Annotated in this window: 14 protein-coding genes; 8 read left to right on the top strand and 6 right to left on the bottom strand. The window is 56.7% G+C overall.

Features of this window, described 5'->3' with window-relative positions; all coding sequences use genetic code 11:
- Positions 1-3 precede the first annotated feature (3 nt).
- The 4 genes from WCX72_RS12765 to WCX72_RS12750 are packed head-to-tail and all read left to right on the top strand — an operon-like array spanning position 4 to position 5,171.
- Positions 4-753 carry a DUF695 domain-containing protein gene (locus WCX72_RS12765; protein ID WP_345970117.1) on the top strand — a complete coding sequence of 250 codons (750 nt, stop codon included), beginning with the start codon at positions 4-6 and terminating at the stop codon, positions 751-753.
- A 58-nt stretch (positions 754-811) separates the two neighbouring features.
- Complete coding sequence (locus tag WCX72_RS12760) at positions 812-2,239, top strand: FAD/NAD(P)-binding oxidoreductase (RefSeq protein ID WP_345970116.1); 1,428 nt, start codon at positions 812-814, stop codon at positions 2,237-2,239.
- A 52-nt stretch (positions 2,240-2,291) separates the two neighbouring features.
- Positions 2,292-3,068 (top strand): 16S rRNA (adenine(1518)-N(6)/adenine(1519)-N(6))-dimethyltransferase RsmA, encoded by a 777-nt coding sequence (gene rsmA, locus WCX72_RS12755; RefSeq protein ID WP_231019467.1) that lies wholly within the window; start codon positions 2,292-2,294, stop codon positions 3,066-3,068.
- Positions 3,069-3,104: 36 nt separating this feature from the next.
- The gene (locus WCX72_RS12750) at positions 3,105-5,171 is read left to right on the top strand and encodes a ribonuclease J (protein WP_345970114.1); all 2,067 of its coding nucleotides are present in this window, start codon (positions 3,105-3,107) and stop codon (positions 5,169-5,171) included.
- 561 nt (positions 5,172-5,732) lie between these two features.
- Here the strand turns inward: WCX72_RS12750 and pyrE are convergent.
- The 4 genes from pyrE to secG are packed head-to-tail and all read right to left on the bottom strand — an operon-like array spanning position 5,733 to position 8,195.
- Positions 5,733-6,341: an orotate phosphoribosyltransferase gene (gene pyrE, locus WCX72_RS12745; protein WP_345970113.1), complete on the bottom strand. Its 609-nt coding sequence runs from the start codon at positions 6,339-6,341 to the stop codon at positions 5,733-5,735.
- A 4-nt stretch (positions 6,342-6,345) separates the two neighbouring features.
- Complete coding sequence (gene frr / locus WCX72_RS12740) at positions 6,346-6,903, bottom strand: ribosome recycling factor (protein WP_345970111.1); 558 nt, start codon at positions 6,901-6,903, stop codon at positions 6,346-6,348.
- Positions 6,904-6,905: 2 nt separating this feature from the next.
- Positions 6,906-7,847 (bottom strand): polysaccharide deacetylase family protein, encoded by a 942-nt coding sequence (locus WCX72_RS12735; protein ID WP_345970110.1) that lies wholly within the window; start codon positions 7,845-7,847, stop codon positions 6,906-6,908.
- Between the two features lie 6 nt (positions 7,848-7,853).
- Complete coding sequence (gene secG, locus WCX72_RS12730; RefSeq protein ID WP_231019462.1) at positions 7,854-8,195, bottom strand: preprotein translocase subunit SecG; 342 nt, start codon at positions 8,193-8,195, stop codon at positions 7,854-7,856.
- A 113-nt stretch (positions 8,196-8,308) separates the two neighbouring features.
- Here secG and WCX72_RS12725 point away from each other — a divergent pair, with 113 nt between their 5' ends.
- The 4 genes from WCX72_RS12725 to WCX72_RS12710 are packed head-to-tail and all read left to right on the top strand — an operon-like array spanning position 8,309 to position 11,483.
- Complete coding sequence (locus tag WCX72_RS12725; protein ID WP_345970109.1) at positions 8,309-9,235, top strand: metal ABC transporter substrate-binding protein; 927 nt, start codon at positions 8,309-8,311, stop codon at positions 9,233-9,235.
- Positions 9,232-9,993: a metal ABC transporter ATP-binding protein gene (locus WCX72_RS12720; protein ID WP_345970108.1), complete on the top strand. Its 762-nt coding sequence runs from the start codon at positions 9,232-9,234 to the stop codon at positions 9,991-9,993. The genes WCX72_RS12725 and WCX72_RS12720 overlap by 4 nt, the downstream gene beginning before the upstream one ends.
- A 12-nt stretch (positions 9,994-10,005) precedes the next feature.
- Entirely contained in the window at positions 10,006-10,803 is a 798-nt protein-coding gene (locus WCX72_RS12715; protein ID WP_345970107.1) for a metal ABC transporter permease, read from the top strand.
- On the top strand, positions 10,800-11,483 hold the full coding sequence (locus WCX72_RS12710; RefSeq protein WP_345970106.1) for a methyltransferase domain-containing protein: 684 nt from the start codon (positions 10,800-10,802) through the stop codon (positions 11,481-11,483). The genes WCX72_RS12715 and WCX72_RS12710 overlap by 4 nt, the downstream gene beginning before the upstream one ends.
- Here the strand turns inward: WCX72_RS12710 and WCX72_RS12705 are convergent.
- Positions 11,470-11,886 carry a thiamine-phosphate pyrophosphorylase gene (locus WCX72_RS12705; protein WP_345970105.1) on the bottom strand — a complete coding sequence of 139 codons (417 nt, stop codon included), beginning with the start codon at positions 11,884-11,886 and terminating at the stop codon, positions 11,470-11,472. The genes WCX72_RS12710 and WCX72_RS12705 overlap by 14 nt on opposite strands.
- A complete protein-coding gene (locus tag WCX72_RS12700; RefSeq protein ID WP_345970104.1) occupies positions 11,870-12,571 on the bottom strand; it encodes a Bax inhibitor-1/YccA family protein in 702 nt (233 codons plus the stop codon). The genes WCX72_RS12705 and WCX72_RS12700 overlap by 17 nt, the downstream gene beginning before the upstream one ends.
- Positions 12,572-12,851: the final 280 nt, after the last annotated feature.

Here is a 12,851-nt window from a genome sequence, read left to right as displayed (position 1 = left end):
ACCATGCAGGAGATCTGGGAAAACTATATGAAACCGGTGGATGGAAACCCTGCGACCGTGGCGTTCAATGCCGAGGTGGCCGATGCGCTCCCCAACGATGCGCTGGGATACGTGGGCTTTCTCAAGCTCCGTTTGAACACGGCCACGCCCGAAGGGTTCGTCGTTGAGAGCGAAGCGGACACGGTCAAGGAGATCGAGGACCGGCTGGAGATGGAGGCGCTGCGTTACCGCGTCGGCAAATATGTCGGGCGTATCGTGACGGGGGGCGAGGTCCATTTTGTCTATTACCTCAAATTCGATTTTGAATGGCCCGACGTCATTGCCGCCACGATGGGCGCTTTCACGGATTACACCTACGAATCCGGTTCCCGGCTCGATACGGAGTGGGAGGTGTACCGCAAACTCCTTTTCCCTACGGACCGGGAGTGGCAGCTCATCCAGAACCACCACACCTGCGATCGGCTCAAAGCCGCCGGCGACAATCTCCGCATCCGGCGGGCGATCGAGCACCGGGCCTTTTTTTCAAAACATGAGGGGCGTGAGCGCTTCGTCGAGCGTATCAGTACCGAAGGCTTCAAAGTGCAGGCTGATGCTCCGCCGGAGGAGGTCAGCCCGCCGTTCGGGGTTCAGTTTTACCGCATGGACGCACCGTATTACTACGATATCGATGCGGTAACGCTTCAGATCATTGCCTGGGCGGAAGCCTTCGAGGGGCAATACGACGGATGGGAAACAAGTTTGGTAAAACAGTGATTTTTTCGTCATAAGGACGGAAGTTATCATACAATAAGAGCAAACAGAAGGAGCTACGATGAAACGCGAAGAGTTGCTTGAACAGCGGGATGAACTTGAGCTGCCGGATACGGCGGGACTGAGTCGACGCGATGCGCTTAAACTGATGGGGATCTCCCCGGTGGCGGCGTCGGTGCTGGCCTCGACCGCGCCGGCAGCTTCAGCGGAAGCCGTCGATGTGAAGGGGAAGATCCTTATCGTCGGCGGCGGATCCGGTGCGATCATGGCCTTGGCGCGGCTGCACCGCGCCATTTCGGACCCGGATATCACGATTATCGCACCCAACGAGATCCACCTCTACCAGCCGGGACAGATCTTTATGGCCGCGGGGCTCTATACCCATGAGGACATTGTCAAGCCCAACAGCGACTTTATCCCCGATGATGTGACCTGGATCAAGGATGAAGTCGCCGCATTCGATCCGGACAACAACCGGGTAACGACCCGCGGGGGCGAAGAGGTCGCCTACGACTATCTGGTCGTTGCGACGGGCATTGTCTGCCACTACGACGCCATCAAAGGGCTCACCGAGGACGATATCGGTACGCACGGCATCTCCAGCGTCTACCTGAACAACCCCGAAGCGGGGACCGCCAAAGGCGGGGAGATCACCTGGGAGTGGTTCAACGATCTCAAAGCAGCCGCGAAGAACGGTAAACCGAAGGTCATCTATACCCAGCCCAACACGCCGATCAAATGCGGCGGCGCCCCGCAGAAGATCCTCTACCTCAGCGCCGACTACCTGAAGAAGGAGGGGCTGTCTGCCGATTACGCCTTTACGACGTCGTTCCCGAACCTTTTCTTCCTGAAACCGATCGCCGACGCGCTGGGCGAGGCGCAGAAACGCTACGACAGTATCACCAACTACTTCAGCCACCACCTTGAATCGATTGACGTAGAGGGCAAGGTCGCCACCTATATCCATGCGTACGACGAAGAGGTGTACGACGAGGATTTCGACACGTATGAAACGGTGAGCAAATCCGACAGGATCGAGATGCCTTACGACTTTATCCATATCGTGCCGCCGATGAGCCCGCCGGATGCCGTGGTCAACTCTCCGCTGGCCGGCGGCGACGGGTGGCTCGAAGTGGACAAATATACGCTGCAGCACCCCCGCTTCCCGAATGTCTTCGGCATCGGGGACGTCTGCGGTATCCCGATGGGGAAAACCGGCGGATCGGCGCGACACCACGGTCCGGTGCTGCAAGACAACCTCCTGGCGGTCATGCAGGGCAAAACGCCCAAAGAGAAGTTCGACGGCTATACGGTCTGCCCGCTGAAAACCGAGTACGGCGAAATCATCATGGCCGAGTTCAACTACGAGGGATTCGCGCCGACGATCCCGTTCCTGGCACCGGAAAAACCGCGCGTGATGTGGTGGTATTTTGACGTGTACATGCTCAAACCGATGTACTGGTACCTTATGCTGAGGGGGCTGATGTAGCCTTTGCCCCCTCGGGCATGCAAAGTTAATGAAAATTGGTGTATAATGTGCCATGAATAACACACGGATTGTGGCCAAAAAACAGTTTGGTCAGAATTTTCTGAAAGATCAGAGCGTTTTGCGCAAGATCATCGAAGCGATGCCCGACAGCGACAGAAGAGTTGCGGAGATCGGGCCTGGCTTAGGTGATTTAACTAAGTTTTTAGTTGATGTCAAAAGCGTCGATGCTTTTGAGGTCGATACCGATCTATGCAAGCACCTGAATGAAGTTTTCACGGATGAGATCACTACCGGTCGATTGACGCTGCACTGCGGCGACGTCCTCGAGCACTGGAAGAGTGAGCTGCTTGATGTTCCGTACGAGTTGGTGGCGAACCTGCCATATTACATCGCAACGAACATTATCCTCAAAGCCCTCGCCGATCCGAAGTGCGAATTTCTGCTTGTTATGGTTCAGCGTGAAGTCGCGGAGAAGTTCTCCGCCTCACCTGGAGAGAAAAATTTTGGTGCACTCAGTGTGATAGCCCAGAGCGTGGCAGAGGTCAGTATCCTCGTCCATGTCCCGCCCGAAGCGTTCGCGCCGCCGCCCAAAGTCGATTCTGCCGTCCTGCTCATGAAAAAAACGGCGAATCGGGCATCGGATGCGTTTGAACAGATGCTCAAAACGGCATTTGCCCAGCCGCGCAAAACGTTGCTGAAAAATCTCTCCGCACGCTACGGTAAAGAAGAGGTCCAGGCCGCATTATCCTCTCGCGGCTACCCCTCTACCGTTCGCCCTCACCAGATCTCGACAGCAGACTATCACCAACTCTATACACAATTACATTAACAGTGACGCCCGAGGGGCGTACTGCAAGGAGTTAGGATGTCAGAAGAAACACAAGCCCCTGTCGCAGAAGCGAAGAAAAATACAGAAAACAAACCGGCCCAGAACCGTGAAGGCGAACCGCGCCGCCGCCGTTCATCCAACCGCAACCGCAGCCGCAGCCGTCAGAAACCCAAAGAGGGTGAAGCGAAAAAAGAGGGCGAAGGCCAGAGCCAGAACCGCAGCCGCGGCGGCCGTGGCGGCAACCGTGGGGAGAACCGGGGTGAAAACCGCGGGGAAAACCGTGGCGAAAGTCGCGCGAAAAGTGGCGGCGGACGTTCCGGCGGCAACCGCAACCGCCGCCGCAACGCCCCGGCACCGACGGAGCAGAGCCTGCTGGAGAATGCGCGCCAGAACGAGGCGTCGCAGCGCGTCCGTGTCAGTCCGTATACGAAGATTGATGCGGAGGTGAAGGCGAAGGTCCGTATCACCCCGCTGGGCGGTCTCGGCGAGATCGGCGGGAACATGATGGTCATGGAGACGGATAACGAAGCGATCCTGATCGATGTCGGGATGAGTTTTCCGGACGAAGAGATGCACGGCGTCGATATTCTTGTCCCGGATTTCACCTATGTACGCGAGATCAAAGACAAGATCGTCGGCGTCATCATTACCCACGCCCACGAAGACCATATCGGTGCGGTCCCTTACCTCTACAAAGAGATGCAGTTCCCGCTGTACGGTACGGCGCTTCCGCTGGCGATGATCGGCAACAAGTTCGACGAACACCATCTCAAAGAGTTCCGCCGCTACTTCCGCCCGATCGAGAAGCGCGTCGTGTACCAGATCGGGAACGATTTCCAGGTCGAGTGGATGCACATGACCCACTCCATCATCGACTCCTCTTCTATCGCGGTGACGACAGAGGCGGGAACGGTCATCCATACGGGTGACTACAAAATCGACCATACGCCTGTTGACGGATTCCCGGCAGACCTGCACCGTCTGGCGCACTATGGCAGTCAGGGCGTCCTGGCACTCCTGTCGGATTCGACGAACTCGTACAACAAAGAGATCACGCCGAGCGAACTGACGGTCGCCCCGGCGCTGGACCGCGTCTTCTCGAAAACGAAAGGGCGCATTATCCTCTCGACGTTCAGCTCGAACATCCACCGCGTCTTCCAGGCGATCCAGGCGGGTATCAAGTATGGGCGTAAGGTCTGCGTCATCGGCCGTTCCATGGAGCGCAACCTCGAAGTGGCGATGCAGTACGAGTACATCAAGCTGCCCAAAAACATCTTCGTCGATGCGGATGACGTCAGCCGGATGAACGACAAGGACGTCCTCATCATCACCACGGGTTCGCAGGGAGAGCCGAACTCGGCACTGTTCAGAACGGCCATCGGCGAGCACCGCCACATCAAGATCAAGCCGGGCGACCTGATCATCCTCTCCTCCCGGGCGATCCCGGGCAACGAGGGCTCCATTTCGCAGATGCTCAACCACCTTGAGCGCGCCGGGGCCAAAGTGGCTCGCGATCGCGATCTGCACGTCTCCGGTCACGGCGGGGCGGAAGAGCAGAAGCTGATGCTGCGTCTGGTGCAGCCGAAATTCTTCCTGCCGATTCACGGCGAATACAACCACGTTATGCGCCACAGAGAGACGGGAATCGCCTGCGGGGTTCCGGAGCGCAACATCCATCTGATGAGCGACGGCGAGTGTGTCGAAGTGACGCCGAAGTATATGCGCAAGGTCAAAACCGTCAAATCAGGCAAGACCTACATCGACAACCAGAGCAACAACCTGATCGAAGACGACATCGTCATCGACCGCCAGAAGATGGCAACGGAGGGGATGGTCATGATCGTCGCCCAGGTCAGCAAAGCGGATTCGCACCTGATCTCCAAGCCGAAGGTCAGCAGTTTCGGTCTGGTGCCGGACAAGCAGGACAAAGCGTTTGCCCAGGAGATGGAAGATGTCCTGGAACACTTCCTGACCAATCTCAAGCCGGGGATCATCGAAAACCCCAAAGCGATGGAGAACGATCTGCGCCAGGTCGTCCGCAAGCATATCTATCGCAAAATGAAAAAATACCCCCTTATCACCCCGACCATCTTTGTGATGTGAGTTCGGACAAGCAAGGGTGACTGAACGTCACGCTTGCCCGAACGAAACCGAGCGTGTCGAACGTAGTGAGCAGCGAGGCTTCTAATCGATAGAGCCAACTGCTTGTCGTTTCGCGAACGTGACCAAAGGAATTCCTTCAGGGAAAACCGCAGGCGTTGTGCAAAGCACCGCCGAAGGCTTCTAATCAACAGCAACAACACCGCTTGTATGACGCGATGTGCCGATGAAAACTTCGTCACAACCGTTGTGACGCAACTCTTCCTCCGCGAACACTCTCCTTCATCAATCAAGACAGAAACGATACGGTGATAATAAGTAAGCAGTTCCGTGCCGGAACCATCCGGTTAAAGGGTGTATTCCAGTCGCTTTTTTGTACACATCGTCGGCCCTTGTTCTCAAAATACCCCACGGTAGATCGATGAAAAAATACACAGGTTATTCACAGTGTGAAGTATAATAATTATTTATTATATATTTTTCTATATAGGAGCAGAAAAAGGCTTAAATAAAGCTTTTTTTGTGGCCGTGGAAAAAGAAATTTCCGCGCAAGAAGAGGGGCGATCAGTTCCCGCGGGAACCGGGTTTGATCGCTTCGCTGCCCGCCTTGCACATCGGGCACTCCTCGGGGGCGTACATCTCGAAATCGAAATCCGCCAGGGCGAAGAAGGGGAGATCGCCGGGGAGTTTACAGCTGGGCTTAGCTTCGATGCTGCTGTGCTCGCGGCGGCAGAAACCGCGGTTGGCCAGGGCGGCGAAGGCAACGACCTTCGCGCCGAGCCCTTCGACCGCGGCGGCCGCTTCCATCGCCGAACCGCCGGTCGTGATGATGTCTTCGCAGACGAGGATGGTTTCACCCTCTTTGACGTCAAAGCCGCGGCGCAGTGTCATCTCGCCGCCGACGCGCTCGGTGAAGATGTAGCGGGCATCCAGGGCCTGAGCGAGTGCGAAACCGGCAATAAGCCCACCGATCGCCGGGGAGCATACGGTATCGATCTTTACGCCGCTGGCTTTGATCTGGTCGGCCAGGGCGTTGGCCAGCTTCATGGCCGTTTTCGGGTCCTCGAGTACTTTGGCGGACTGGAGGTAGAACTGGGAGTGGTTGCCGGAGCTGAGCTTGAAGTGGCCCTCAAGCATCGCGTCGGCATCGAGGTAGATCTGTTTGATATCCATACGTTTACACCGTCAGGATGGCTTGTTCTTTTTGCTTGATGATCTCGTCGATCTTTGCCACCATCTTGTCTGTGATCTTCTGGATATTGTCCTGGGCACGCTTGGAGTCGTCCTCGGTGACCTCTTTGTCTTTCTCAAGCTTTTTGACCGCGTCGTTGGCTTTGCGGCGGTCGTTGCGGACGGCGACTTTGGCATCTTCGCCCATCTTCTTGAGCTTCTTGACGCTCTCCTGGCGCTGTTCGACGGTCATCGGCGGGAAGAAGAGCTTGATCTGCTCGCCGTCGTTGTTCGGATTGACGCCGATATTGGCTTTGGCGATGGCGGTTTCGATGTCGCCGAGCAGCGGTTTTTCCCATGGGGAGACGGTGATCGTCGTCGCATCCGTGGCCAGGACCGTCGCGACCTGGGAGAGGGGCGTCGCCGCCCCGTAGTAGTCGATCTTGATGCCGTCGAGCACCTGTGTCGTTACTTTCCCTGTCCGGATCGTTTTGAACTGGCTCTGCATGTGCTCGATCGCACCTTCCATGTCCATTTCGCACTCTTGATAAATTTCGTCAAGCATTCTTACTCCTTTACTAAGATGATACTCGCTTGTTTCCGGCCGACCCGGATAAAGACCCGGCTGCGCGGCAAAGCGAGCTTCACATCGGTTTTCACGCGGATTTCGCCGTTTTTGACGGGAACGCGTACCCACTCCCCGCCGCTGATAAAGTACTCGGCTGTGCGGTATGTCGGTGCAATTTTAGCGTGTATTTCTTTTAATCTGCCATCTTCGGGCCACCGCAGGGGGGCGATCCACTCGGTGTCCAGGCGCTCGATTTTCAGTTTTTGCGCAATCAGGTTTTCGCCGGTCAGCGCCGTTCGATCGAGATCGTGCGGGTCGCTGTCGGCGTTGACCGCGCCGCTGTTCTGGTTGAGGATCAGTTCAAAGCCGTAGCCGGCGATGCCCGCCTTGACCTCGGGGTTGTATTCACCGTAGGGGTAGGCGTAGTAACGCGGCACACGGCGGAGCTCCTTGGCAAAGGAGAGCAGCCCCCGGTCGGTGTCATCTTTGAGCATATAGGGTACGAGGTGGCACTCGTGGCGGTGTCCGTAGCCGTGCAGCCCGAGCTCGCCGTATTGTGCCGTATCGCGGATCTCTTCCCAGGTCATGAAGTCGCCGTAGTGCTTGTCTGCCGCCGCGACATAGACGAAGAGGGTAAAGGGGTAGCCGTACTCACGGAAAACCGGAAGCGCGTTCTGATAGAAGCTTTTGTAGCTGTCATCGATCGTGAGCACGACCCATTTGTCGTCAATGGGTTCGTGCGCTTTCAGAGCCTTGGCCAGACGGGAGAGGGGGATGACCTCGTAGCCGTTCGTCTTGAGGTAGTCGAATTCGGCACGCAGCGTCTGAATGGAGGTGTTGGTGGCGGCATGCTGTGCATCGCCGAAACGGTGAAAGACGAAGATGTGCGCGTCCGCGAAGAGTATCAGCGGCAGCAGTGCAGTCAGCAGGAGGCTGCGCATGGCGGGTTAGTTGGAGGTGTTGGCTTCGACAGCAGGCGCCGCTGGGGCAACCGCACTCTCTGCAGCGCTCGGGGCTGCCGCCGTAACCGGTGTGACGATCTCGTCAACGACGGATTTGTTGGCGGCCTGCGAGTAGAAATAGCCCAGAGCAATCGTGTTGGCAACGAAAAGGAAGCCGAAGAAGAAGGTCGTTTTTGCCAGGAAGCTTCCGGGCCCTTTGGCGCCGAAGACGGACTCGTTGGAACCGCTGTAGGCTCCCAGACCGATGCTGGAGCTTTTCTGCAGCAAGACGACGATGGTCAGCAGGATCACCAGCACGACCTGGACGATCAGCAAGAAAGAAGTCATTGTTATCCTTAATCATTCGCTTTAAAGTGGCGAATTATAGCGAAAAAAACCCCATTCTATAATGGGCAGGAGAAGCTTCGCTATAATTCGGGGAAGAAAGCCCTGGAGAGATTTTGAAAAAAGCGATCATTGTTTTACTGGCATTGTTGACGCTATTGGTACTGGCCCTCGTGGTCATGGTGCCGGAGAAAAAGGTGCAGGCCGGTAAAGCGGATGTCGTCGTGACGACGTTCGCGCTTTACGATATCGCCCGCCACCTCCTGGGGCAGGAGGCCGAAGTGGCGATGCTGATCCCGTTCGGACGGGAAGTGCACACCTTCGAGCCGACGCCGCAGGATATGATCCGGGTGCAGAAGAGCCGGCTGTTCCTTTACAGCGGCGCCGGCCTTGAACCATGGACGGAACCCTTCGAGTCGTTCGGCAACGCCAAGGACATGAGCCGGTACGTCCGTCTGCGTGAAGGGGGACATGCGCACCACGATGAAGCGGGGGAGACGCACGAGGAGGATCGCCACAGCACCGATCCGCATTACTGGCTTGATATCGACAATATGATCGCGCTTGTCCGCGGGGAAGAACAACTGTTCACTTCGGCGTTCCCCGCGCTGGATGTCCCGAAACTTCGGGAACGCGCCGCCGCCTATATCAAACGGCTTGAGACCCTTGACGCCCTCTACCGCAAACGCCTGAGCGATTGTCGGCTCGATACGATTGTCGTCAGCCATAACGCCTTCGGCTACCTTGCCGAACGCTACGGCTTCCATGTCGACGCCGTTACCGGACTCTCTCCGGATACGATGCCCGATGCGAGAACGATGACAGCTCTGACCGACATCGTACGCGAACACGGTATCAAAACGCTTTTTTACGAGTCGTTTGTCAGCGACAAGCTGGTGGCATCGCTGGCAACGGAGACGGGCGTACGGGTGGATGTGCTCCAGCCGCTGGCGAATATCACCGCCGACGAGATCGGGGCGGATTATTTCCGCCTGATGAATGCCAACCTGCTGAAGCTGCATGACGCAATGGAGTGCAAATGACCTTTGAGCCGGCCGTTTTCGAGGTCGAACATCTTGACTACAGTGCAGGCGGCCAGACGATCCTCTCGGACGTGTCGCTGAAAGTGCTCCAGGGGGAGTATTGCGCAGTGATCGGCCCCAACGGCGGCGGCAAGACGACGCTGGTTCGCTTGCTGCTGGGGCTTCAGAAACCGACATCGGGCCGTATCAGCCTCTTCGGCGAGCCGCAAAAGCAGTTCCGACAGTGGGCGCAGGTAGGGTATGTCCCCCAGCAGGTGACACAGACGGACCGCCTTTTCCCCGGTACCGTAGAAGAGATTGTCCGTATGGGGCGCATTTCCGGTCTCGGATGGGACAAGCGGTGGCATGAGAACGACCACCGCATCGTTGAGCGGGCCATGGAACGGATGGAGGTGACGGGTTTACGACAGAAGCTTGTCGGCGAGCTCTCCGGCGGCCAGCGCCAGCGGGTGATGATCGCCCGTGCGCTGGCCTCTGAGCCGAAAGTATTGATCCTCGATGAGCCGAATACGGGGGTCGATCAGCCCTCACAGCAGCGCTTTTACGCCCTGCTGCGCCAGCTCAATCGCGAAGAGCGTCTGACGATCCTCTTCGTGACCCATGATGTGGGCGTGATCGCCGATGACATTGCGCGGGTCTTTACGGTCAACCAGCGGCTCGCGACCTGCAACGACCCGAAAACGCTGCTCAGCTGCGAGGGGATGAGCGAACTTTACGGCATCGATGCGCACCTGCTCAGCGCGCATCACCGTCACTGACGAGGAGAGAGGATGCTGGAGCTGTTTCAATACCAGTTTATGGTCAATGCGTTTCTCGCCGGGATCATGATCGCACTGCTTGCCTCCTTCAGCGGGGCCTTTGTCGTCCTGCGCCGCTACGCGCTGCTGACAGAGACCCTGGCGCACTCGGCCCTGGTTGGGGTCGCCGTCGGGATCCTGACCGAGACCAACCCGGTCTGGATGGCGGTGGCGGCGGCACTGCTGAGCGCGTGGACCATCGAGTACCTGCGCAGCTTCTTCCATCTCTACTCCGATGCGGTCCTGGCTATTTTCCTTTCGGGTTCTCTCGCCCTGGCCGTCATCATCGTCTCCCTGGCGGGGGCGTTCAACAGTTCGCTTTTCAGCTACCTCTTCGGCTCGATCCTCTCTGTCTCCACGGAAGAGGTCTGGACGATCTTTGCCGTCGGTGTCCCGGCCCTGGCGCTACTGGGCTACTTTTATAAAGAGTTCTACTTTATTGCCTTCGATGAAGAGGTTGCCAAGACGGGCGGTATCCCTGTGACGCTGCTCAACTTTATGCTGGTCAGTATTGTCGCCGTCATCATCGCCCTCTCCATCCGCATCGTCGGTACCCTGCTGATTGGCGCGCTGATGGTTATCCCAACCGTAGCAGCCCTGCGTTTCCGCCAGGGCTTTTCCGTGACGGTGGGGCTCTCCGTGCTGTTCGCACTCTTTTCCGTGGCGGCCGGCATGCTGCTCTCCTACGCGTTTGCACTCCCCAGCGGCGCGACCATCGTCATGTGCGTCCTGTTGATCTTCGTTATCTCCCTGGTGATCAACCGCCGATGAACGTTCAGAACGAGTTCTCCCGTTATGCCGACCATTACGGCAGCTATAACGTTATTCAGAAGAAAGTGGCTGAAAGACTGGTCGCGGGGGTGAAGGATGCACCGCAGCACCTGCTCGATATCGGCTGCGGGCGCGGTGCCGTCGCAGAGCAGATAGCGTGGCCCTATCAGCAGCTTGTCGGCATCGATTTCGCGCCGGGGATGCTGGCACTGCACCCCCAGGGGGAACGGATCACCTGTTTGCAGGGGGACTTCGACGATCCCAAGCTCTACGCCTCGCTGAAGGCGACGCACTTTGACCGTATCTTTTCCGCCTCCGCCCTGCAGTGGTCGCCGGACCTGGCGCACACCTTCGCACTGATCCGTTCACTGAATGCGCCGGTCTCCCTTGCAATCTTTACAGCCGGAACGTTCGGGACACTTTTTAAAACGGCGGGGCTGCCGCCGCTGCTTCGGAGTGCCGACGAGGTGGAGCGGTTGGCAAAGCGTTTTTTCAACGCAACATGTGAAGTGGTCCGCTACTCCCTCGCCTTTGACAACACCCGCGATATGTTCCGTTATATTAAGCGCAGCGGGGTCAGCGGGAACCGAAACGTGCTGACCTATAAAGAGACGAAACAGCTGATGGAGAACTACCCTTTGGATCGGCTGGAGTTCGAGGTACTCTTTATTCAGAGCTGAGCAGGTGCTCTTTCTCCAATGTATAGAGTTCGTAGCGGATCTGCTTGAAAGTTTCGGAGAGTGCCGGATCGACGATCTTATACATCTCTTCCAGTACCCGTGAGGACTCCTGGGCCCGCTTGTAGTTGGCGATAAGGATGCTTTCGATCGAGGAGCGGTTCAGTTCGCTCTCTACCGTCGGACGCAGTACATCATTGATGCTGTCCCGGGAAGAGAGCAGATTTTGCAGATCGTCGATGCTGCTGCGGTGGCGAAGGGCTTTGAGGCTGGAAGCGGTTGTTTTGTCGTTTTGGAGATAGCGGGCGATATCCTCGATAACGCGGATGCCCTCTTTGAGGCGGTTCAGGTTGGCGTCGATCACCCGAAAAAGATCGGGTGAAAGGGCGTCAGTCTTCGCTGCCACCGAAGATGCCCAGGAGCTGGAGCAGGTTGACGAAGATATTGAAGAAGTCGAGGTAAAGGGCAACGGCTCCCTCGATCGGTGTCTCAAACATCCCGCGCATGATTGCCTGCGTGTCGTAAACGACGAAGATGCTGAACAGGAAAACCGCAGCGGCGGAGATGATGACGGCCATCATCGGGCTTCCGAGGAAGATGTTGATGATGGAGAAACCGATGATCACCAGAAGGGCGATAAAGAGCGGTTTGCTGAAAGAGGTAAAGTCTTTCGTCGTACGGATGGCGTAAAAGCTCATGGCCCCGAAGATGACGGAAGTCATGGCAAAAGCGTTACCGACGATCGTCGCGCCGCCGGACATGCCGAGGACAACGGAAAGCAGTGGAGCGATCATCATCCCGGTTGCGAACGTGAAGGCAAAGAGCAGGATCAGGTTGAGCCCCTGCTTGTGTTTGGCAAAGTGCAGACCGATCAGCAGACCGATGACCAGGAAAAAGAGCGGCCAGTGCATCGCCTGAAGGGTCCCGGCGATCGGAATCCCCACGTACGAACCGACCGCCGCAGCCATCAGGGAGGCGGCAAACAGTTTATAAGTCTCTTTTACAAATGAAACGACCTGTGTTTCACTGCGGTTGGCTGCGTAGTGATCCGCTGCTCTTCCGCGTGCATATTCTCTATCATAAAGTCCCATAGTCTATTCCTCTATTATATTGGAGTTTGATTTCTGAACTATACATGGTTCATGTCAAACAGATAGTAAATAAAATCGGGGTGTTTGGCGTGAAGATACAGGATAATAGTAGCAGCCGATCGGCAGATGTATATTTTTGTAACAAAAAAGAGGTGAAAATGGGCCAAAAAAAAGAAATTTGACATATTTTGCAATTCCCCTCGAAAACCTCTTGACATTGCTTTAGGAATCCCCTATAATTCCCGTCCACAAACGATGAGAGGCATCGAAAGAAGCCGAT

This window comes from Thiomicrolovo immobilis (assembly GCF_039645955.1).
Lineage (GTDB): Bacteria > Campylobacterota > Campylobacteria > Campylobacterales > Sulfurimonadaceae > Thiomicrolovo > Thiomicrolovo diazotrophicus.
This window is presented reverse-complemented; position numbering and strand designations above follow the sequence as displayed.

Coding starts and splice junctions, on each gene's coding strand:
- WCX72_RS12735 (WP_345970110.1), bottom strand. CDS start 7,847: ATGCGCAGCCTCCTGCTGACTGCACTGCTGCCGCTGATACTCTTCGCG.
- frr (WP_345970111.1), bottom strand. CDS start 6,903: ATGCTTGACGAAATTTATCAAGAGTGCGAAATGGACATGGAAGGTGCG.
- WCX72_RS12700 (WP_345970104.1), bottom strand. CDS start 12,571: ATGGGACTTTATGATAGAGAATATGCACGCGGAAGAGCAGCGGATCAC.
- WCX72_RS12765 (WP_345970117.1), top strand. CDS start 4: ATGCAGGAGATCTGGGAAAACTATATGAAACCGGTGGATGGAAACCCT.
- secG (WP_231019462.1), bottom strand. CDS start 8,195: ATGACTTCTTTCTTGCTGATCGTCCAGGTCGTGCTGGTGATCCTGCTG.
- WCX72_RS12710 (WP_345970106.1), top strand. CDS start 10,800: ATGAACGTTCAGAACGAGTTCTCCCGTTATGCCGACCATTACGGCAGC.
- WCX72_RS12760 (WP_345970116.1), top strand. CDS start 812: ATGAAACGCGAAGAGTTGCTTGAACAGCGGGATGAACTTGAGCTGCCG.
- WCX72_RS12720 (WP_345970108.1), top strand. CDS start 9,232: ATGACCTTTGAGCCGGCCGTTTTCGAGGTCGAACATCTTGACTACAGT.
- pyrE (WP_345970113.1), bottom strand. CDS start 6,341: ATGGATATCAAACAGATCTACCTCGATGCCGACGCGATGCTTGAGGGC.
- WCX72_RS12750 (WP_345970114.1), top strand. CDS start 3,105: ATGTCAGAAGAAACACAAGCCCCTGTCGCAGAAGCGAAGAAAAATACA.
- rsmA (WP_231019467.1), top strand. CDS start 2,292: ATGAATAACACACGGATTGTGGCCAAAAAACAGTTTGGTCAGAATTTT.
- WCX72_RS12715 (WP_345970107.1), top strand. CDS start 10,006: ATGCTGGAGCTGTTTCAATACCAGTTTATGGTCAATGCGTTTCTCGCC.